We start from the raw sequence: 21,314 nt of genomic DNA, 5'->3' as shown, positions 1-21,314 counted from the left end.
CGCTCGGAGGACCCCGCACGGGCGGGCCGGGTGCGCCGGCGCCGCCGTGCGGACCGTGCCGGCCGGCCCCGCGCCCGGACCGGCGCCACCGCAGCCCTCGACCGCCCCGTCCCGTCCTCGTCCCGGAAGGCCCCGCATGCCGCCCCGCCCCTCCTCACGGACCATGGCCGCCGCCTCCATCGGCGCCCTGACGATCGCCCTGACCGGCTGCGGGCAGGAGGCCCAGGACGTGCAGGAGGTGGACTCGGACTACGCCCAGATCTGCGTCGAGGACCCGGACGGGGAGGGCGGCGCCGAGCCGGTGCGGGTCGACGACGACGAGTGCGACGACGACCGCGGGCCGCGGGTGGGCGGCTTCTTCCCGATGTGGGTGCTCATGAGCTCCGCCCGGGCCACGGCCGTCCCCGCCGTGGGCTCGCCGGTGTCGTCCGCGGCGGGCTGGAGCACCGGCCGGCCGCCGGGCTCGGCCACCGTGGCCCGCGGTCTGCCCCGCGACGGGGCCGCCGTGGGCAAGAGCGGCGTCTCGCGCGGCTTCGGCGGGTCGAAGAGCGGCTGGGGCTCCTGATGCGGCGCGTCGACGGCCTGGCGCCGCGCCCCGACTGGGAGCGCACCGTCCGCGCCGAGGGGCTCACCTACGCCCGCACCGAGCGGCCCGACGGCCGGTCCTTCTCGTACTGGAACGAGACGGCCGCCTACGTCTTCTCCCCCGACGAGGTGGACGAGCTGGAGTCCGTCACGGACGAGCTGCACCGGATGTGCGCCGAGGCCGCCCGGTACCTGGCCACCGGCGCCCTGGGCACCCTCGGGCTCTCGGACGCGGCGTTCGAGCTGGCCCAGCACTCCCTCCGGCTGCGGGAGCCCTCGGTCTACGGCCGCTTCGACCTGGCCTGGGACGGGACGGGCCCGCCGAAGATGCTCGAGCTCAACGGCGACACCCCCACCGGGCTGGTCGAGGGGGCGATCTGCCAGTGGAGCCGCATGGAGGCGCTGTTCCCGGGCCTGGGCGAGGACCACCCGGAGTTCGACCAGCTCAACGGGCTGTGGCCCATGCTCGTGGACCGGTGGCGGCAGCGGCTGCCGTACTCGGCCACGAAGACCCTGCACGTGGCCTACACCCGGGAGGAGGAGTCCGGGGAGGACGCGGCCAACGCCGCCGTCATCGCGAACACCGCGGTCGAGGCCGGCTACCGGGCCGTCCTGCTGCCCGTCGAGGACGTCCGCTACGACACCGGGTCCGGCGGCTGGGTGCACGCGACCGGGGACGTGGACGACCCCGTGGTGGTCGGCCCGATCGAGGAGATCTTCGCCCTGCACCCGTGGGAGCACATGGTCGACGACGGCCCCGGCGCGTTCGTGCTCGACGACCCCACCCGGATGCACCACTGGTACGAGCCGGCGTGGAAGATGTTCCAGTCCAACAAGCTCCTGCTCGTGGCGCTGTGGCGGTGCTTCCCCGGGCACGAGAACCTGCTGGCCGCCCACCCGGACGGGCCCGGCGAGCTGCGGGAGTGGGTGCGCAAGCCCGTGTTCGGCCGCGAGGGGGACGGCATCGAGATGCACGCCCGCGACGTGCGGATCCGTTCCGAGCATCCCCACGCCTCCCCGCTGGACGTGTGGCAGGCCTACACGCCCATCCGGAACTTCCCGGGCTCCGACGGCGCCCCCAACCACCCGGTCATCGGCTCGTGGGTGGTGGGCGAGGCGGGCGCGGCCGGCATCGGCATCCGCGAGTCGGACGGCCCGCTGACCGACTACTACTGCCGGTTCGTGCCCAACGTCATCGACAAGAAGGGTCTGCTGTGACCGCTCACCTGCTCCCCCGGTCGATCTCCACCACGACCTCCGCGGTCATCGGGTCCACCTCGATCGCCCCGCTGTACTCGGCCGTGGTCACGGTGGGCCTCATCCACGCCCTGGTCGGCGTCTGGACGCCCGTGGTGCTGGTCGGCGCCGTGCTCCCCATGGTGGTCGTCTCGGTCTGCTTCGCCCGCCTGGACGCCCTCTACGAGGACCAGGGCACCGTCTACCGATGGGCCCGGGAGGCCTACGGCGCGTTCGCCGGGTTCCTGGGCGGGTGGGGGCTGTGGCTCTCGGCGACCCTCGTGCTCGCCTCCCTCGCCTGGGTCACGGCCGACTCCGCCCTGTTCGCCCTCGGGATCGGCGCCGGGCCCTGGACCACCACCGCCGTGGCCGCCCTGCTCATGGCGGCCTTCGCGGCGGTGTCCGCCACGGGGATCAGGGTCTCGGCCGCCGTGCAGTGGGTCCTGGCCGTCCTGCAGCTGATCGGGGTGGGCGTGCTGGTGTGGGCCGTGCGCACCGCGCCGGCCCTGCCGCCCGGCACGGGCGTCGAGGACGGGGAGTGGACCGGCTTCTACGGCGCCGCGGAGCTCGCCACCGGCACCGGGGTCTCGGCCGGGGACGTGGCGGCCGCCGTGCTGCTGGCCCTGTTCCTGTACTGGGGGTGGGACTCCACGTTCTCGCTCACCGAGGAGTCCACCACGCAGCGGGCCCCGCGGGTCTCGGCGTGGGTCGCGCTCGGCGTGGTGGCGGCCGCCTACGCCGCCATCGGCTGGGCCTATGCCCCGGAGTCCTCGGTGGCCTCCCCGTTGCTGGCCGCGCTCGTGGCGGTCTCGGCGGGGGCGTCCATCGGCACCACGATGATCCCCACCTCCCGCGGCCTGATGTCCATGGCGCGCGGCGGGCACCTGCCGCGCCGCTTCCGGTCCCTGTCCTTCGCCACGTGGACCACCGCCGCCGTCGCCGCCGCCTGGATGGCGTTCTCCGGGCCGCTCTTCGACGACTCGATCGGCATCATCTCGGTGCTCGTGGCTCTCTACTACGGCCTGGCCTGCGCGGCGGTGGCGAAGCTCGGGCGCACGGCCGCGGCGCGGGCGCTCGGCGTGCTGGGCGCCGCGCTCATGGCCGTCGCCCTCGTGCTGACGGGTGTGGAGTACGCGCTGACCGCCTCGTGGGTGTGGGTGGGCCTGGTGCTCGCGCTGCTCGTGGTCCCGCTGTGGTTCCTCCTGGGCCGGGGCCGTGAGCCGCTGCCGGGCGCCCACGAGCGCACCCCGCACCTGGAGAGCCTGCTCGACTGACCCCCTCGCCGGCTGTTGCCCTGCCGGACCGCTGGTGCCCGGACCACCATGCTCCGGCCGCAGTCGTGCGCGCGGCCGCGAATGCCGTCGACTCCGCACGCCGGTCTCGGTATCGTCGTCCGGGTGACCCGCACGATCAGCCCGGCCCAGGCGCGCCGCGTCGCGATCGCCGCCCAGGGCCTGGATCGCACCCGGCCCCCGGTGGTGACGATGCGGCACGTCACGAGCACCGTTGAGCGCATCGGGCTGCTGCAGATCGACTCGGTCAACGTCCTCGCCCGGGCGCACCTGCTGCCGCTGCTCGCCCGGCTCGGGCCGTACGACACCGCCCTGCTCGATCGGGCAGCGGGCCGGGCGCCGCGCCGCCTCGTCGAGGCCTGGGCGCACGAGGCCTGCTACCTGCCCGTCGCCACCTTCCCGCTCGTCGCCTGGACCCGCCGGCGCTGGGCCGGCATGGACCCCGACGCGCTGGAGGCCCGCCACCCGGGCGTGCTCGAGCTCGTCCGTGACGTCGTCGCCGAGCGCGGCCCGCTTACGGGCCGGGAGGTCGAGGCGTTCGTCGACGCCCGCCACGCCCAGCGCGCCGAGGAAGGGTGGGGCTGGCGGTGGAGCGCCGCCAGGACAGCCCTGGAGATCCTCTTCGACGCCGGGCAGCTCGGCGCCGCGCGCCGCAACGCACAGTTCGAGCGGGTCTACGACCTCGCCGAGCGCGTCCTGCCCCCGCACGTCCGTGGTCAGCCGCCGCCGGACCCGGATGACGCCGTCCGCGAGCTCGTCCGCATCTCCGCCCGCGCCCACGGCATCGGGACCGTCCGGTGCTTCGCCGACTACTTCCGCCTCGGGCAGCGCGTCACCCGCCGCGCTGTCGACGAGCTCGTCGACGGCGGCGAGCTGCTGCCCGTCACGGTCGCCGGCTGGGACCGCCCGGCGTGGCTGCACGTCGACGCCGGCGTGCCGCGCCGCACGGGCGCCCGTGCCCTGCTGGCCCCCTTCGACCCGCTCGTCTTCGAGCGTCGTCGGCTCCTGGAGCTGTTCGGGATGCACTACCGCATCGGGATCTACACCCCGGCCTCCCGGCGCACCCACGGCTACTACGTGCTGCCGTTCCTGCTCGGCGAGTCCCTCGTCGCCCGGGTCGACCTCAAGTACGACCGGGACCGCGGCGTCCTCCTGGTCCGCTCCGCCTTCGCCGAGGAGCCGGGTCCCGACGCCGCCGCGGCAACGAGGTGGCCGACGCGCTCCGTCGTCGTCGGGGAGCTGGCGGCCGAGCTGGCGACGACCGCGACGTGGCTGGGCGCGGACACCGTCGCCGTGGACGAGGACGCGAGAGGGGATCTGACCGGTCCGCTGCGGGGTGAGCTCCGCCGTCCGTGTCCGCGCTGAGGCCCGAGGATCCGTCCCGACGCCGGTCGCGGGGGGCGCAAGCTGGATCGGCCTGCGGCGGGGGCTCGGCACCGCCGTGCTGCTGCCGGACCGAGCACCGGCGCACCGGGAGCACATCGGGCCGGGCCCGCCCGGAGCGGGCGGACCCGGCCCGCTGGTGCCCTGGCCTAGTGCGCGGCCGCCTTCTCGGCCTTCAGGTCCTCGTCCTGCTTCGCCCCCGGCCTGGCGTCCACCCCGGCCTCCTTGCGCTGCTGCGCGGTGATCGGCGCCGGCGCGGCGGTCAGCGGGTCGAAACCGTTGCCGGTCTTCGGGAACGCGATGACCTCGCGGATGGAGTCGGTCCCGGCCAGCAGGGCGACCACGCGGTCCCAGCCGAAGGCGATGCCGCCGTGCGGGGGCGCGCCGTACTTGAAGCCCTCGAGCAGGAACCCGAACTTCTCGTCGGCCTCCTCCCGGCCGATGCCCATGACCTCGAAGACCCGCCGCTGCACGTCCTGCTGGTGGATGCGGATCGAGCCGCCGCCGATCTCGTTGCCGTTGCACACGATGTCGTAGGCGTAGGCCAGGGCGTGCTCGGGGTCCTGGTCGAAGGTGTCCAAGAACTCGGGCTTGGGCGAGGTGAACGCGTGGTGCACGGCGGTCCACTGGCCGGCGCCGACGGCGACGTCGCCGGACTCGACGGCCTCGGCCGCGGACTCGAACAGGGGCGCGTCCACGATCCACACGAACGCCCAGGCGTCCTCGTCGATCAGACCGGTGCGGTGGCCGATCTCCACGCGGGCCGCGCCCAGCAGCGCGCGGGAGGACTTCTTCTCGCCGGCGGCGAAGAAGATGCAGTCCCCGGGCTGCGCGCCGGTCGCGGCGGCGAGGCCCTCGCGCTCGGCCTCGGTGATGTTCTTGGCCACCGGTCCCGTGAGAGTGCCGTCCTCGCCGACGAGCACGTAGGCCAGGCCCTTGGCCCCGCGCTGCTTGGCCCACTCCTGCCAGGCGTCCAGGGTGCGGCGCGGCTGGGACGCCCCGCCGGGCATGACCACGGCGCCCACGTAGGGGGCCTTGAACACGCGGAAGGTGGTGTCCTGGAAGTACTCGGTCAGCTCGGTGAGCTCGAGGCCGAAGCGCAGGTCCGGCTTGTCGGAGCCGTACTTCGCCATCGCCTCCGCGTAGGTCATCCGGCGGATGGGGGTGGGGATCTCCACGTCGATGAGCTTCCACAGCGCGGCCACGATCCGCTCGCCGAGGGCGATGACGTCGTCCTGCTCCACGAAGGAGGCCTCGATGTCGAGCTGGGTGAACTCGGGCTGGCGGTCGGCGCGGAAGTCCTCGTCCCGGTAGCAGCGGGCGATCTGGTAGTACTTCTCGATCCCGCCGACCTGCAGCAGCTGCTTGAACAGCTGCGGGGACTGCGGCAGGGCGTACCAGGAGCCCGGGGCCAGGCGGGCCGGGACCACGAAGTCGCGGGCGCCCTCGGGGGTGGAGCGGGTCAGGGTGGGCGTCTCCACCTCGGTGAACCCGTCCTGGTGCAGCATCTCGCGGGCCACCCGGTTGGCGTCGGAGCGCAGGCGCATGATGCGGGCCGGCTCCGGGCGGCGCAGGTCCAGGTAGCGGTGCCGCAGGCGGGCGTCCTCGCCGACCTCCACGTGCTCGTCGATCTGGAAGGGCAGCGCGGCGGCGGTGTTGAGCACGGTCACGGTCTCGGCCATGACCTCGACCTCGCCGGTGGCCAGCGCCGGGTTCTCGTTGCCCTCGGGGCGGCGCTCCACGGTGCCGGTGACCTGCAGGACGAACTCGTTGCGCAGGTGGTGGAAGTCCGCCTCGTCGCGCACCACGATCTGGGCGACCCCGGAGGCGTCTCGCAGGTCCAGGAAGGCCACCCCTCCGTGGTCGCGGCGCCGGCCGACCCAGCCGGCCAGCGTGACGGTCTCTCCGATGTGCTCGGCGCGCAGGGCGCCGAGGTTGTGGGTGCGCAGCACTGAAAAACCCTTCGTTGTTCGGGAGGTGCGGACGGGGCCGCGCCCGCGGCGCGTTTCCCCAGGATTCACCGGGGACCCCTACTCTCGTTGCGTGCACGAGTTTACAGCCCGGGCCTCCGCCGCCAGGACGACGACAGGACGACCATGAGCACCTCCCCCGGCCACCCGGCCCTCGCCCGCCGCCTGGGCACCCTCGACGCGACGGTGATCGGGGTGGGCTCCATGGTCGGCGCCGGGGTGTTCGTGGCCTTCGCCCCGGCCGCGGAGCTCGCCGGCCCGTGGCTGCCGCTGGCGCTGCTGCTGGCCGCGGTGGTCGCCTGGTGCAACGCGACCTCCACCGCCCAGCTGGCCGCCGTCCACCCCGCCTCCGGCGGCACGTGTACGCGAACCGTCAGCTGGGCCCGTGGCCGGGCTTCGTGGCCGGCTGGGGCTTCGTGACCGGCAAGACCGCGTCCGCGGCGGCGATGGCGCTGACCTTCGGCCTCTACGCCGCGGAGCTCACAGGGGCCGACGACGCCGGGGCGCGGCTGCTCGCCGTGGCCGCCGTCCTCGGTCTCACGGCGGTGAACCTGGGCGGGGTCACCCGCACCGCCCGGCTGACGAAGCTGCTGGTCGCCCCGGTGCTGGTGGTCCTGCTGGCCGTGGTCGTGCTGCTGTTCTCGGGCACCGGCCCCACTGCGGGCGGGGCCCCTGCGGGGGACGGCCCCGGGTGGGACGGGACCGGCTGGGGCGTGCTGCCGGCGGCGGGCACCCTGTTCTTCGCCTTCGCCGGCTACGCCCGGGTCGCCACCATGGGCGAGGAGGTCCGGGACCCGGCCCGCACCATCCCCCGGGCCGTCCTGGGGGCGCTGGCGTTCACGCTGCTCCTCTACGGGCTGCTCGGCCTCGGGCTGCTGCGCTTCCTCGGCGTCGACCGGCTCGCGGCGTCGGCCGCCCCGCTCCTGACGGTGGTGCGCGAGGCCGGCTGGGCGGCCGGGCCGGCGACCGCGGGCGCCGTCGTCGTCACCGCGGCCGCCGCCCTGGCCACGCTGGGGGCGCTGCTGGCGCTGGTCGCCGGGATCTCGCGCACGGCCCTGGCCATGGCCCGCGAGCGGGACCTCCCGGGGCCGCTGGGCGCGGTGTCGCAGCGGCACCGGGTGCCGTGGGCGGCTGAGCTGGCCGTGGCCGGCCTCGTGGTGGTGCTCGTGCTGGTCGGCGACGTCCGCACGGTCATCGGCTTCTCGAGCTTCGGCGTGCTCGTCTACTACGCGCTGGCGAACCTCTCCGCGCTCACCCTCCGGCAGCGCCCGGGGTGGGCGCCCCGGGCGGTCAACGCGCTCGGCCTGGCCGGCTGCCTGGTGCTGGCGTTCACCCTGCCGTGGCAGTCCGTGGTCACGATGCTCGGGGTCTTCGCCGTGGGCCTGGCCGGGCGCGCCCTGGCCCTGTCCCGGCGGCCCTGACCTCCCCCGCGCCGAGCCCCCAACTCTCCCGTCACCCACGGCGCCGAGCCCCCATTCCCTTGCCCTTTCCCCACATTTTTTCTGGGGAATCGCGGCAGGAGTGGGGGCTCGGCGGAGCGGGCGGCAGGGATGTGGGGGCTCGGTGGGGCGGGAGGGGGCGGGGCGGGGCGGCGGGGTCGGTCGGGAACCGGTCAGGAGCCCGCCGCGCGCACGACCGGGCGCAGGTCCTCGGCCGGCGGGGACCAGGAGGCCGGGTCGGCGGAGACCTGCTCGCCGGAGCGGATGTCCTTGACCTCGTGGGCGAGCGAGCCGTCCTCGCCGCGGACCGTGAACCACACGTAGGGGATGCCGCGGCGCTCGGCGTACTTGATCTGCTTGCCGAACTTGGCCGCGCTCGCCGAGACCTCGCACGCGATGCCGCGCTCGCGCAGCTGCTGGGCCACGTCCTGGGCCGGGGACCAGGACTCCTCGTCCACCAGGGAGATCAGCACCGCGGTGGGGACCTTGCGGGAGGGCGCGGCCATCCCCTGGGACAGCATGCGGGTGACCAGCCGGGTGACGCCCACGGACAGGCCCACGCCGGGGTAGGTCTTCTTGCCGGTGGACGCGAGGGACTCGTAGCGGCCGCCGGAGCACACGGAGCCGAGCTGCTCGTGTCCCACCAGCACGGTCTCGTAGACGGTGCCGGTGTAGTAGTCGAGGCCGCGGGCGATCGAGAGGTCGGCGACCACCGTGCCGGGGGCGCGCCGGGAGGCCTCCCCCACGACCTCGGCGAGCTCGCGCAGCCCCTCCTCGAGCAGCTGGGTGTTCACCCCCAGCGCGCGGACCTGCTCCACGAAGGACGTGTCCTCGGTGCGGATCGCCGCCAGCTGCAGCGCGGCCTGCGCCTGCTCGGGGGTGGCGCCGACCTCGTCGCACAGGGCCTGGGCCACCCGCTCGGGGCCGATCTTCTCGAGCTTGTCGATGTTGCGCAGCACCCCGGCGGTGTCCTGCAGCCCGATGCCCTGGTAGAACCCCTCGGCGAGCTTGCGGTTGTTGACCCGTAGCACGAACGGCGGGATGGGAAGCTTGGACAGGGCGTCGATCATCACGAGCGCGAGCTCCACGTCGTAGCGGAACGGCAGCGCGCCGTCGCCCACCACGTCGATGTCCGCCTGGGTGAACTCGCGGGCCCGGCCCTCCTGGGGGCGCTCGCCGCGCCACACCTTCTGGATCTGGTAGCGGCGGAACGGGAAGGCGAGGTGCCCGCCGTTCTCCACCACGTACCGGGCGAAGGGAACGGTGAGGTCGAAGTGCAGCGCCAGCTGGTCGTCACCGCGCTCGGCGGGGGCGGCGTCCTCGTCCTCCTGCAGCCGGGAGACGACGTAGACCTCCTTGTCGATCTCGCCCTTGCGCAGCAGCTGGCCGACCGTCTCGACGGCGCGGGTCTCGATCGAGGAGAAGCCGTGCAGTTCGAAGCTCTCCCGCAGGACGTCGAGGACGTGCAGCTCGACCAGACGCTCCTCCGGAAGCCATTCGGGGAAACCGGACAGGGAGGTCTTGCGGGCCATGGGGACGTGCTCCTCGGGTGGATCGGCGGCGGGACGGGTGGACGGCCGGCCCGGACGGGCCCGACGGTTCCGCACTCATCCTAGGGATCCCCGCGCGCCCGGCCCAAAGCCCCGCCCGGACCGGCCCTGGACCCGGCCCCGCGCCCTGCCCCCGTCCGGAGCCCCGCCGGGCGCGGCGCAGGGGCACCGGGGAGCGCCCGGCGGCCGGAGCAGGCGGCCTCGGTAGTATGGGCAGGACGATTGTCCGAAGCCGGGCGACGACGCGGGGCACGCTCCCGGGGTCGGCACCCGGCGAGAGCGAAAGAGTTCCAGCGGTGACAGAACGTCTCGAATCCGACGACCAGCCCACGCCCCGCCCCGTCCCCGCCCCGGGACCCGTGCCGAAGCCGGGGATCCCCCGGCCGGGCGCCCCCGCGGCGCCGGCGCAGGCCTCCCCCGGCCCGGCCCCCACCCCCGCGGCGGTCCCGCCGTCCGCGACCCCGGCGGCGACCCCGTCGGTGGCCCCGAGCGCGGCCCCGTCGGCGGCGGCGCCGGCCCTCGCCTCCCCGGAGTCCGTGGCCCGCGCCCGGGCCTTCGGGCGGGTCACGGAGGACGGGCACGTCTACGTGGTCGTCGACGGCGAGGAGGTCCTCTGCGGCCAGTTCCCGGACGCGACCGAGGACGAGGCGCTGGGCTACTTCGCCCGGAAGTTCGACGACGTCGAGGCGCAGGTGGCGCTGCTCGAGCAGCGCGTGGCCGCGGGCGCGCCCTCGGCCGACATGCAGAGCACCGTGGACCACCTCGCCGAGCAGGTCGGCCAGCGCAAGATGCTCGGGGACGTCAAGGCCCTCGAGTCCCGGCTGGAGGCCCTGCGCCCGGCGATCCGGGAGCTCGAGGCCGCCGAGCGGGCCGCCCACGAGGCGCAGCGCGCCCAGAACGTCGCGGCCCGGGAGGCGATCGTGGCGGAGGCGGAGCAGATCGCCGCCCAGGACCCGCAGCGCACGCAGTGGAAGCAGTCCTCGGCCCGGATGGCGGAGCTCTTCGACCAGTGGAAGACCCACCAGAAGTCCGGCATCCGTCTGGGCCGGGCCGCGGAGGACGCCCTGTGGAAGCGGTTCCGCACGGCGCGCACCACGTTCGACCGGCACCGCCGGGCGTTCTTCTCGCAGCTGGACGCCGACAACTCCGAGGCGAAGAAGGCCAAGGAGGCCCTCATCGCCGAGGCGGAGGCCCTGTCCGGCTCCACCGACTGGGGCGCCACGGCCGCGGAGTACCGCCGTCTGATGGACCGGTGGAAGGAGTCCAAGCGTGCCTCCAAGAAGGACGACGACGCCCTGTGGGCGCGGTTCCGCGCCGCCCAGGACACCTTCTTCGCGGCGCGCAAGGCCGACAACGACCGGATCGACGAGGAGTTCGAGGGCAACCTCGCCGTGAAGGAGCAGCTGCTCGCCGAGGCGAAGGCGCTGCTGCCGGTCACGGACCTCAAGGCCGCCAAGCGGGCCCTGGGCGACATCCTGGACCGGTGGGAGCAGGCGGGGAAGGTCCCGCGCGCCCACATGCGCCGGGTCGAGGCCGAGCTGCGCACCGTGGAGGACGCCGTGCGCCAGGTCGAGGACGAGAAGTGGCAGCGCTCCAACCCGGAGACGAAGGCACGGTCCAACTCGATGCTCACCCAGCTCGAGTCGAAGATCGAGGACCAGGAGGACGCGCTGGCCCGGGCGCAGGCCACCGGGGACACCAAGCGCGCGGCCAAGCTGGAGGGCGAGCTCGCCACCAGCCGCCAGTGGCTCGAGACGCTGCGCCGTTCGGCGGCCGACCTGCGCTGACCGGGGACGCCCCGGAAGGCCCCGCGACCGCGCTGTCCACAGCGCGCCGCGGGGCCTTTCCCGTGCCGCGGCCGTGGACGAGAGTGGGCCCATGGACGCCCCGCCCTGGCACCCCGACACCCTGTTCCTGCCCGCACGGCCGTTCTCGCGCGCCGAGCTCTCGGCCCTCGTCACGGACGGAGTGCTCGTGCCCGTGGTGCTGGAGGCGCACGTGCTGCGCGGGCGCCCGGTGACCCGGGCGGTGAAGGTCGCGGCGCTCGAGGCGCAGCTGCCGCCGCACCTGCTGCGGCGCGGGGTGCTCGGGCGGCTCTCCGCCGCGTGGTTCTACGACTGCGCCGGGCGCCCCAGCATCCTGCCGGTGCTGCTGGACAAGCTGCGCCGCACCACGATGTCCCCCGTGCCGGAGGGCCTGGCGCTGCACCAGGTCACGCTGGGCGGCTACGATGTCCACGACGCCGGGCCGGTGCACGTCACCACGCCGCTGCGCACCGCGGTGGACCTGGCCCTGCACGTGCCGGGAAAAGAGGGGACCGCGGCCCTGGAGAAGCTCATGCACGCCCCGCACCTGCACTGCCCGCCCCCGCTGGTGCAGGCCGCGCTCGAGAGCTTCGAGCGGATGCCCGGCCGGCAGGCGGCGCTGCTGCGGGTCCGCCGCGCCGCCCGGGCCATCGGCCGCCCCCTGCGCTGACGGGGCGGCCGGGCGGCTCACCGGCCGGAGGGCTCCGAGATGGGGCGGTTGCCCGAGGTGCGGTAGACGTCGTAGACCCCGTCGATCCGGCGGACCTGGTTGAGCACGTGGTCCAGGTAGCGGGGGTCGCCCATCTCGAAGGCGAAGCGGGAGATCGCCAGCCGCGACTTCGAGGTGTGCACGGACGCGGAGAGGATGTTGACGTGGTTCTCGGAGAGCACCCGGGTCACGTCCGAGAGCAGGGACCTGCGGTCCAGGGCCTCCACCTGGATCTCGACCAGGAAGACGCTGGACTGGGTGGGCGCCCACTCGACCTCGACCACCCGCTCGGTGGAGGTGAGGGCGAGCATGTTGGCGCAGTCCTTGCGGTGCACGGAGATCCCGGTGCCGCGGGTGACGAAGCCCATGATCTCGTCCGGCGGCACCGGGGTGCAGCAGCGGGCCAGCTTGACGTAGACGTCCGAGGCGCCCTGGACCGTCACCCCCGAATCGGACACGCGCGGGCGCACCGGCTGGGTGGCGATGGTGGTCTCCGCGAAGTCCTCCTCCGCGCCGTCGGCCCCGCCGAGGTCGCCCACGATCTTCGCGACCACGTCCTGGGCGCTGACCACGTCGGAGCCGATCGCCTCGTAGAGGGAGCTGATGTCGGTGCGGTGGAAGTCCTGCGCCACCGCGAGCAGGGACTCCTGGGTGAGCGTGCGCTGCAGGGGCAGGTGGTGCTTGCGCAGGGCGCGGGTGAGCGCGTCCTTGCCCTTCTCGATGGCCTCCTCGCGGCGCTCCTTGGAGAACCACTGGCGGATCTTGTTGCGCGCCCGCGGGGACTGCACGAACTTCAGCCAGTCCTGGGACGGTCCGGCGTGCTCGGACTTGGAGGTGAGCACCTCCACCCAGTCCCCGTGCTGGAGCTCCGAGGACAGCGGCACGAGCTTGCCGTTGACCCGGGCCCCGATGGTCTTGTGCCCCACCTCGGTGTGCACGGCGTAGGCGAAGTCCACGGGCGTGGAGCCGGCGGGCAGGGCCATGACCTCGCCCTTGGGGGTGAAGACGTACACCTCGGACGTGTTGATCTGGTAGCGCAGGGAGTCGAGGAACTCGGAGGAGTCCTGGGTCTCCTCCTGCCAGGACACGAGCGAGCTCAGCCAGGCGAGGTCCCCCTCCATGGCCTTTGGGGTCGCGGAGTTCGCCTGGTTGGCCTGGTCCTTGTACTTCCAGTGCGCGGCCACGCCGTACTCGGCGCGGCGGTGCATCTCGTGGGTGCGGATCTGGATCTCCACGGGGCGCCCGTCCGGGCCGATCACCGTGGTGTGCAGTGACTGGTACATGTTGAACTTCGGCATGGCGATGTAGTCCTTGAACCGCCCCGGCAGCGGCCGCCACCGCGCGTGCAGGGCGCCCAGGGCCGCGTAGCACTCGCGCACCGTGCTCACCAGGACCCGGACCGCCTGCAGGTCCTGGATCTCGTCGAAGTCCTTCCCGCGCACGATCATCTTCTGGTAGATCGAGTAGTAGTGCTTGGGGCGGCCGGTGATGGTCGCCTCGATGCCGGCCTCGGAGAGGTCCAGGGCGATCCGCTCGCGGATCTTGGCCAGCGACCGCTCGCGCTGGGGCTGGCGCTCCCCCACCATCCGCACGATCTCCTCGTAGACCTTGGGGTAGAGCGCCGCGAAGGCGAGGTCCTCGAGCTCCCACTTGATGGTGTTCATCCCGAGCCGGTGGGCCAGCGGGGCGAAGATCTCGAGGGTCTCGCGCGCCTTCTTCGAGGAGGAGGTCTGGGAGACGAAGCGCCAGGTGCGGGCGTTGTGCAGGCGGTCGGCGAGCTTGATGACGAGCACGCGGATGTCCTTGGCCATCGCCACGATCATCTTGCGCACGGTCTCGGCCTGCGCGGCGTCCCCGTACTGGACCTTGTCCAGCTTCGTCACGCCGTCCACGAGGGCGGCGACCTCGTCGCCGAACTCGGCGCGCAGCTGCTCCAGGGTGTAGTCCGTGTCCTCGACCGTGTCGTGGAGCAGGGCGGCCACCAGGGTGGCGCCCGTCATACCGAGCTCCGCGAGGATCGTGGTCACGGCCACGGGGTGGGTGATGTAGGGGTCGCCGCTCTTGCGCTTCTGGCCCTCGTGGCACTTCTCGGCGACCTTGAAGGCGCGCTGGAGGACCTCGAGGTCCTCCTCGGGGTGGGTGGCGCGCACGGTGTGCAGCAGCGGCTCGAGGATCGGCGAGTGGTCCATGGGCCGGCCGGAGAGGTAGGACAGGCTCGAGCGGGTGCGGTCGCTGCGGCCCGGGAACACGGCCCGGCCCAGCATCGGCCGGGACGCGGGCACCACGTAGTGGGTGCCGGCCATGTCCGAGCGGCGCGGCGGCGTCGGTGCGGCGCTCTGGCCCGTGGGGACGGCCCCGTCGTCGGACGAGCTCATGGCCGGGACTTCCTTCCCAATCGATGCACGCGGGGCGGCGGCCGTGCGGCCGCCGCCCCTGTCCTCGTCCCCGGTCCGGGTCCGACGTGTGCTGCTGTGGCGGTCCGCACCTGCACGGCCCGCCCTACGGTGGCTACAGTCTAGTGCGCGAGCGCCTCCTCGGCGGCACGCTCGGCGGACGCCCCCGCACGGGCCTCCTGCTCCTGGATGGCGGGCTCCCCGCGGCGCAGCAGCGCGTAGAGGGGCGCGGCCACGAACAGGGTGGCGGCGGTGCCCACGATGATCCCGACGAACAGGGACAGGGACAGGTCCTTGAGGGTGCCCGCGCCCAGGACGAGCCAGCCGATGAACAGGATCGAGCCCACCGGCAGGATGCCGACCACGGAGGTGTTGATCGAGCGCACGAGCGTCTGGTTGACGGCGAGGTTCACCTGGTCGGAGTACTTCCGTCCGGCCCGCTCCGGCGGGGCCGTGCCGTCGAGCAGGCCCTCGGTGTTCTCCCGGACCTTGTCGAAGACCACCACGGAGTCGTAGAGCGAGTAGCTGAGCACCGTGAGGAAGCCGATCACCGCCGAGGGGGTGACCTCGAAGCCCACGAGCGAGTAGATCCCGGCGGTGATCGCCACCGAGGCGAGCATGCCGGCGATCGCCGAGACGGACATCTTCCAGGTACGGAAGTACAGGGCCATCAGGGCGGTGGCCAGGACCACGAAGACCACCAGGCCCTGCAGTGCCTGGCTGGTGACGCCGGCGCCCCAGGTGGGCCCCACGAAGTTGGAGGTGACCTCCTGCTCGCTCACGCCGTAGGCCTCGACCAGGGCGTCCTTGACGGCGAGCGTCTGGTCGTCGTCGAGCTGCTCGGTGCGCACCCGGACGGTCTCCGGGGCGATGTTGGTGACCTCGACCTCCGCGGCGTCCGCGGAGCCGGCGACGGCCTGCTGGCCGGTCTCGATGTCCGGGTCGGCCACGGCGGACACGGTGAACTCGGACCCGCCGGTGAAGTCGATGCCGAGGTTGAAGCCACCCTTGGCGACGGGCACGAGCAGGGAGAGCAGCACGAGGACGCCCACGATCGCGAGCCACCGCTTGGCCCGGCCCACGAAGGGGTAGGAGGTGCGCCCGCTGTGCAGGGCGTTGCCGAAATCTGCGAACCGGGACATCAGGCGTTCTCCTCGGGGGTGCGGGCGGCGGACGACGGCGCGCCGACCGGCGCGCCGTCCGGTGCCGCCGCGGGCGGGGGGTCCTGCGGCGCGGTCCGTCCCGCGCGCCGGCGCCGCTCGGCGATGGTCAGCCCGTCGTGCTCCGCGGAGGGCTCGCGCAGCCGTCCGGCACCCCGGTACAGGGGCACCGCGTCGAGGGCCTCGGGGCTGAGCCCCGAGTGCTTCCCGCCGCCGCCGAAGTAGCGGGTGCGGGCGAGCATGACCATCACCGGGTGCGTGAAGAGGAAGACGACGAGGAGGTCGGCGATCGCGGTCAGCCCGAGGGTGAAGGCGAAGCCGCGCACGTTGCCCACGGCCACGAAGTACAGCACCGCCGCGGCCAGCAGGTTCACGGCCTTGGACGCGAGCACGGTCTGGCGGGCGCGCTGCCAGCCGTGGTCGACCGCCGCGGGGATGGAGCGGCCGCTGCGGATCTCGTCGCGGATGCGCTCGAAGTAGACGATGAACGAGTCGGCGGTCTGGCCGATCGCCACGATCAGGCCCGCCACGCCGGCCAGGGACAGCCGGTAGTTCGCGGACCAGCCCAGCAGCGTGATCGCCAGCCAGGTGAGCACGCCCGCGACCACGAGCGAGCTGATGGTCACCAGGCCCAGCAGCCGGTACTGGAAGAGCGAGTACACGCACACGAGCACCAGGCCGATGATCCCGGCGATGATGCCCATCCGCAGCTGGTCGGCGCCCAGGGTCGCGGAGATCTGCTGCTCGGACTGGATGTCGAAGCTCATGGGCAGCGCGCCGTACTTGAGCTGCTCGGCCAGGAACTGCGCCTGCTCCTCGGTGAACTGACCCGTGATCTGGGCCTGGCCGTCGGAGATCACGGCGTTCATCGACGGGGCGGAGACCACCTGGCCGTCGAGCAGGATCGCGAACTGGCTGCGGGGGTCGCCGGGCGTGGCGCTGCCGATGCCGTAGAGCCGCTCGGAGAGCTCCCGGAAGGTGTCCGTGGCCTCGGGGCCGAACTGCAGGTTCACGGCGAACTGGTTCAGGGAGACCCCGGTGGAGTTCTGCGCCGTCCCGTAGGACGCGTCCTCGATCCCGGTGCCCTGGATCTCGACCGGGCCCAGGAGGTACTTGGTGCCGGTCTCGGGCTCGCAGGCGATGGTCGGGGCGTCGGCGTCCTGGGCCTCCCGCTCCTCGGGGGACTGCGGCACGGTGCAGTCGGCCTCCTCGAACTCCCGGAACAGGTCCGGGGTGATCCAGTTCGGGTCGGAGGCGTCGGTGGGCTCGGCCGTGGGCTCGGGCACCTCGTCCTCGGCGACGCGCTGGTCCTCGGGCACCGGCTCCGCCGCGGCGGTGGTGAGCACGGGCCGGAAGTTCATCTGCGCCGAGGTCTGGATGAGCTCGCGGGTCTGGGCGGAGGGCACGCCGGGCATGGAGACCACGATGTTGTTGCCGGACTGGGTGGCGATCTCCGCCTCCGCCACGCCCGAGCCGTCGACGCGCTGGCGGATGATCTCGACGGCCTGGTCCAGCTGCTCGGCGGTGATCTCCTGGCCGGCGTCCTCCCCCTGCAGGGACGGGGAGAGGATCATCTGAGTCCCGCCCTCCAGGTCCAGGGCGAGCTTGGGGCCCCAGCCGGTGCGGTCGGTGCCCGCGCCCCAGGCCAGGAGCCCGGCCAGCAGGGCGAGCAGCACGGCCAGCCCGATGAGGGACCGCCGGGCGGTCGAGAGGGCGGCCCGCACCCCCGAGCGCGCCGGCGCGGTCGAGCCGCCCCGCCCGGACGGGCCGTCCGGGGCGGCGGGCCCCGGGTCACCGGGGGTCTTGCGTGTGGTCAGTGCCATGGTCTTCCTTACGAACGACGGCCCGGTGGGGCCGGGCCTGTGCATGGGAACGGGCCGACCAGTGGTCGGCCCGTCGTCCCGCGTGGGGGGTCAGTCGTTGCGCTGCCCGGGCTCGCGCCGGGCGTCGTCGTCGAGGGGTTCGACCGGGGTCGATCCCGCGCCGGGGGCGTCGGGCTCGACCACCGACGGCGCCGCCTCGGTCTCGGCGGCGGGGGCCGCCTCGTCCTCGACGACCGTGGTGACGGTCTGCAGGTGCACGGTCACGGCGGTGCCCGGGGCGATCTCGAGGACCACCTTGTTGGTGTCCCGGTCGATCGAGCGCACGGTGCCGTAGAGGCCGTAGTTCGTCATGACCTCGGTGCCGGGACCCATGGCCGCCTGCTTCTCCTTGACCTGGGCCACGGCCTTCTTCTGTCGGCGCATGGGCAGCCAGAGCAGGAGCACCATGGCCACGAGCATCAGGGGCAGCAGCCAGGCGGTGCTGCCTCCCGTGGGCTGGGCGGCCTGGGCGGGGAGGGACTGGACGAGGAGGAGCGGGCTCACGGACTTCCGTTCGATCGGTGGTGGGTGTCCTCACCATGGTAGGTGATCCGGCCCGTCAGCGTCCTGGACGGCACCCGGGAGGCAGCCCCCGGGTCTGCGGCCGCGCTCAGTCCTCGAACAGCGGCGGGACGTCCTCGGCGGCCGGGGCCGCGGCCGTGCCGCCGAAGGCGGCCCGCAGCCCGGGGTCCTTGAACGCCGCGTGCTCGGGCGGGCGCAGGCCCAGGTGGTCCCAGGCGGCGGCCATCGCGATCCGGCCCCGGGGGGTCCGGCCGAGCAGGCCTTCGCGGACCAGGTAGGGCTCGGCCACGGTCTCGACCGTCTCCGTCTCCTCCCCCACGGCGATCGCCAGGGTGGACAGGCCCACCGGCCCGCCGCCGAACTTCGTCACGAGCGCCTCGAGCACCGAGCGGTCCAGCCGGTCGAGGCCGCGGGTGTCCACCTCGTACATGTCGAGGGCCGCGGAGGAGGTGCGGGCGTCGATCCGGGGGATGCCGTGCACCAGCGCCCAGTCCCGCACCCGGCGCAGCAGCCGGTTGGCGATGCGCGGGGTGCCCCGGGAGCGGGAGGCGACCTCGGAGAAGCCCTCCGCGGTCATCGCGAGGTCCATGAGACCGGCGGAGCGGCGCAGCACGAGCTCGAGCTCCTCCACGGAGTAGAACTCGAGGTGGCCGGTGAAGCCGAAGCGGTCGCGCAGCGGGCCGGGCAGCAGACCGGCCCGCGTGGTGGCGCCGACCAGGGTGAACGGCGGCAGGTCCAGCGGGATGGAGGTGGCGCCGGCGCCCTTGCCCACCACGATGTCCACCCGGAAGTCCTCCATGGCCATGTAGAGCATCTCCTCGGCGGGCCGGGACATGCGGTGGATCTCGTCGAGGAACAGCACCTCCCCCTCGGTCAGGGAGGACAGGATCGCGGCGAGGTCGCCGGCGTGCTGGATGGCCGGGCCGGAGGAGATCCGCAGGGGCGCGCCCATCTCCTCGGCGATGATCATGGCCAGGGTCGTCTTGCCCAGACCGGGCGGACCGGAGAGCAGGACGTGGTCGGCGGAGCGGCCCCGGAGCCGCGAGGCCTCGAGCACCAGGGACAGCTGCTGGCGCACCCGCTTCTGCCCCACGAACTCGTCGAGGTTCGCGGGCCGCAGCGCCGACTCGAGCTGCTTCTCGTCGGGCTCGTCCTCCCCCGAGACCAGCCGGTCCCGGGAGTTCACGGCGGCGCCGTCGTCGCGGGCCACGCTCAGGCTCCTCGCTCCGCCGGGACCCGGGGCCCGGCCTTGGCCGCGCCGAGCCACCCGAGCACGGTGCGCAGGATCGCGGGCACGTCACCGGAGGCGGCGAGCTCCTCCCTGCCGGAGAGGGCGTCGGCGATGCCCCGGGCGGCGTCCTTCTCGTTCCAGCCCAGGCCCACGAGGGCCTCGAGCACCTGCTCCCGCCACGGCTCCATCGGGGCGGCCGCGGCCGGCTGGGCGGGACGGTCCGGGACGATGAGCTTGTCGGCCAGCTCCAGCACGATCCGGCGGGCGCCCTTGGGGCCGATGCCGGGGACGGTGGTGAACGCCTTGGCGTCCCCCTGCGCGATGGCGCGGTGGACGGCGTCCGGGCCGAGCACGGAGAGCACCGCGAGTGCGGTGCGGGGGCCCACGCCGCTGACGCCGAGCATGATCTCGAAGACCTCGCGCTCGGCGGGGCTGCGGAAGCCGAAGAGCAGCGGGGACTCGTCCTTGCGCGCCACGTACGCCGTGTCGAGCCGGACCTCCCCGCCGATCCGCAGGCCGGACAGGGTCTCCGGCGTCGCCTGGACCTGGACGCCGAACCCGCCCACCGCCACGACGGCGGTGGTGAGGCCGACGTGCTCGACCTGTCCCGTGATGGACGCGATCACCGCGCAACTCCTTCCCGTGCCCGGCGGGGGCCGTGCACGGTCGATCGAACAGATCTACGAATGACGACCACTCTAGCAGTGGGCGCCGGCTCAGCGGCGCCCGCCCCGCTTGGCGCGGTGCTCCGCCTCGGCCCAGGCCCGCTGGGCGGGGGTCATGCCGGAGCGGGCGGCGGCCAGGGGGCGGGCGCCCTGGTGCGTCTCGGTCCGGGCCGTGGCGTCCACGCCCGTGCCGCCGCCGCGCCAGCCGTGGCAGATGGCGATGGCCAGGGCGTCGGCCGCGTCGGCGGGCCGGGGCGCCTCGTCGAGCCGGAGGATGCGCACCACCATGCGGGCCACGGATGCCTTGTCGGCCCGTCCCTCCCCCGTCACCGCGGCCTTGACCTCGGACGGGGTGTGCCAGGCCACCGGAACGCCGTGGCGGGCGGCCGAGGCGATCACGGCGCCGGAGGCGTGGGCCGTGCCGATGACGGTGTTCACGTTGGTCTGGGCGAACACCCGCTCCAGGGCGAGGGCGTCGGGACGGTAGCGCTCGATCCACCGCTCGGTGGCCTCCCAGATCCGCAGCACGCGCACGTCGAGCGGGTCGGCGGCGTCCGTGCCGGCCACCCCGACGTCCACGAAGGACGCGGTGCGGTTGCCGGCCATGTCGATCAGGCCGAACCCGCACCGCGTCAGTCCCGGGTCGACCCCGAGGATCCGCTGCGTGGCCGTGGTCAGTCCTCGGAGTCGAGCTGGGCCAGGACCTCGGCGGGGATGTCCGCGTTGGCGTAGACGTTCTGCACGTCGTCGAGCTCCTCGACGGCGTCGACGAGGCGCAGGAACTTCCGGGCGCCCTCGGCGTCGAGCTCCACGAGCATGCTCGGGCGGAACTGCGGGTCGTCGTTGTTGTACTCGAGCCCGGCCTCGTCGAGGGCCGCGCGGATCGCGGGCAGGTCGGTGGCCTCGGAGACGACCTCGAAGACGTCCTCCTGCTCCACGACCTCGTCGGCGCCGGCGTCCAGGACGGCCATGAGGACGTCGTCCTCGGTCAGCCCGTCGGTGCGGGTGACCTCCACGACGCCCTTGCGCTCGAAGAGGAACGCCACGGAGCCGGAGTCGGCCATGGTGCCGCCGTTGCGGGTCACGGCCACGCGCACCTCGGAGGCGGCGCGGTTCTTGTTGTCGGTGAGGCACTCGATGTACAGCGCCGTGCCCTGCGGGCCGCGGGCCTCGTAGAGGATCTCGGTGTAGTCGACGACCTCACCGGTCAGGCCGGCGCCGCGCTTGACGGCGCGGTCGATGTTCGCGACCGGCACCGAGTTCTTCTTGGCCTTGGACACGGCGAGGTCCAGCGCCGGGTTGCCCGCGGTGTCGGGCCCGCCCATGCGCGCGGCCACCTCGATGCCCTTGATGTACTTGGCGAAGGCCTTCGCCCGCTTGGCGTCGATCGCGGCCTTCTTGTGCTTGGTCGTGGCCCACTTGGAGTGTCCTGACATGCGTCCCTCCTCGGGAAGTCGTTCGCGGTCGGCCGGGACGCGTCGTGCGTCGTCCCGGCACGGCCCGCCCCGGCAG

At 73.7% G+C, this 21,314-nt stretch carries 16 protein-coding genes and 1 pseudogene; 7 read left to right on the top strand and 10 right to left on the bottom strand.

Annotated features, from left to right (window positions below; genetic code table 11):
• The first annotated feature begins 136 nt into the window (after window positions 1-136).
• From EQG70_RS09285 to EQG70_RS09270, 4 genes are all read left to right on the top strand, one after another.
• Window positions 137-565, top strand: coding sequence for a hypothetical protein (locus tag EQG70_RS09285; RefSeq protein ID WP_126346302.1), 429 nt, complete (start codon window positions 137-139; stop codon window positions 563-565).
• Entirely contained in the window at window positions 565-1,803 is a 1,239-nt protein-coding gene (locus EQG70_RS09280; protein WP_109269146.1) for a glutathionylspermidine synthase family protein, read from the top strand. The genes EQG70_RS09285 and EQG70_RS09280 overlap by 1 nt, the downstream gene beginning before the upstream one ends.
• Window positions 1,800-3,095, top strand: a complete 1,296-nt coding sequence (locus EQG70_RS09275) for an amino acid permease (RefSeq protein ID WP_167508879.1) — start codon at window positions 1,800-1,802, stop codon at window positions 3,093-3,095. Before EQG70_RS09280 ends, EQG70_RS09275 begins: the two co-directional genes overlap by 4 nt.
• Window positions 3,096-3,176: 81 nt before the next feature.
• Window positions 3,177-4,478, top strand: coding sequence for a winged helix-turn-helix domain-containing protein (locus EQG70_RS09270; RefSeq protein WP_109269144.1), 1,302 nt, complete (start codon window positions 3,177-3,179; stop codon window positions 4,476-4,478).
• Window positions 4,479-4,645: 167 nt separating this feature from the next.
• Here the strand turns inward: EQG70_RS09270 and aspS are convergent, their stop codons facing one another.
• Entirely contained in the window at window positions 4,646-6,448 is a 1,803-nt protein-coding gene (gene aspS / locus EQG70_RS09265) for an aspartate--tRNA ligase (RefSeq protein WP_109269143.1), read from the bottom strand.
• 144 nt (window positions 6,449-6,592) lie between these two features.
• On the opposite strand from aspS, the pseudogene EQG70_RS09260 reads away from it, so the two are divergent.
• Window positions 6,593-7,887: pseudogene (locus EQG70_RS09260) on the top strand (APC family permease).
• 191 nt (window positions 7,888-8,078) lie between these two features.
• Here EQG70_RS09260 and hisS read toward each other — a convergent pair.
• Window positions 8,079-9,437, bottom strand: a complete 1,359-nt coding sequence (gene hisS, locus EQG70_RS09255) for a histidine--tRNA ligase (RefSeq protein ID WP_109269142.1) — start codon at window positions 9,435-9,437, stop codon at window positions 8,079-8,081.
• A 377-nt stretch (window positions 9,438-9,814) separates the two neighbouring features.
• On the opposite strand from hisS, the gene EQG70_RS09250 reads away from it, so the two are divergent.
• Window positions 9,815-11,242, top strand: a complete 1,428-nt coding sequence (locus EQG70_RS09250; RefSeq protein ID WP_017832268.1) for a DUF349 domain-containing protein — start codon at window positions 9,815-9,817, stop codon at window positions 11,240-11,242.
• Between the two features lie 91 nt (window positions 11,243-11,333).
• Entirely contained in the window at window positions 11,334-11,930 is a 597-nt protein-coding gene (locus EQG70_RS09245; RefSeq protein ID WP_017832267.1) for a type IV toxin-antitoxin system AbiEi family antitoxin, read from the top strand.
• 17 nt (window positions 11,931-11,947) lie between these two features.
• On the opposite strand, the gene EQG70_RS09240 is transcribed toward EQG70_RS09245, so the two are convergent.
• The 8 genes from EQG70_RS09240 to EQG70_RS09205 all read right to left on the bottom strand — a co-directional run bounded on the left by EQG70_RS09240 (window position 11,948) and on the right by EQG70_RS09205 (window position 21,238).
• Complete coding sequence (locus tag EQG70_RS09240) at window positions 11,948-14,344, bottom strand: RelA/SpoT family protein (protein WP_109222661.1); 2,397 nt, start codon at window positions 14,342-14,344, stop codon at window positions 11,948-11,950.
• 140 nt (window positions 14,345-14,484) lie between these two features.
• Entirely contained in the window at window positions 14,485-15,504 is a 1,020-nt protein-coding gene (gene secF, locus EQG70_RS09235; RefSeq protein ID WP_172604362.1) for a protein translocase subunit SecF, read from the bottom strand.
• Entirely contained in the window at window positions 15,504-17,345 is a 1,842-nt protein-coding gene (gene secD / locus EQG70_RS09230) for a protein translocase subunit SecD (protein WP_109244417.1), read from the bottom strand. The genes secF and secD overlap by 1 nt, the downstream gene beginning before the upstream one ends.
• Window positions 17,346-17,435: 90 nt before the next feature.
• Window positions 17,436-17,888 (bottom strand): preprotein translocase subunit YajC, encoded by a 453-nt coding sequence (yajC, locus tag EQG70_RS09225; protein ID WP_095650942.1) that lies wholly within the window; start codon window positions 17,886-17,888, stop codon window positions 17,436-17,438.
• 106 nt (window positions 17,889-17,994) lie between these two features.
• Window positions 17,995-19,092 (bottom strand): Holliday junction branch migration DNA helicase RuvB, encoded by a 1,098-nt coding sequence (ruvB, locus tag EQG70_RS09220; RefSeq protein ID WP_043738545.1) that lies wholly within the window; start codon window positions 19,090-19,092, stop codon window positions 17,995-17,997.
• A gap of 26 nt (window positions 19,093-19,118) precedes the next feature.
• Window positions 19,119-19,763 (bottom strand): Holliday junction branch migration protein RuvA, encoded by a 645-nt coding sequence (gene ruvA, locus EQG70_RS09215; RefSeq protein ID WP_017832261.1) that lies wholly within the window; start codon window positions 19,761-19,763, stop codon window positions 19,119-19,121.
• A 90-nt stretch (window positions 19,764-19,853) separates the two neighbouring features.
• Window positions 19,854-20,408 carry a crossover junction endodeoxyribonuclease RuvC gene (locus EQG70_RS09210; RefSeq protein ID WP_229587159.1) on the bottom strand — a complete coding sequence of 185 codons (555 nt, stop codon included), beginning with the start codon at window positions 20,406-20,408 and terminating at the stop codon, window positions 19,854-19,856.
• A gap of 68 nt (window positions 20,409-20,476) precedes the next feature.
• Entirely contained in the window at window positions 20,477-21,238 is a 762-nt protein-coding gene (locus EQG70_RS09205; RefSeq protein WP_035928571.1) for a YebC/PmpR family DNA-binding transcriptional regulator, read from the bottom strand.
• Window positions 21,239-21,314 lie beyond the last annotated feature (76 nt).

The organism is Kocuria rosea (assembly GCF_006094695.1).
GTDB lineage: Bacteria > Actinomycetota > Actinomycetes > Actinomycetales > Micrococcaceae > Kocuria > Kocuria rosea.
Note: the sequence above shows the minus strand (reverse complement) of the source record. Positions and strands in the feature narration are given on the sequence as shown.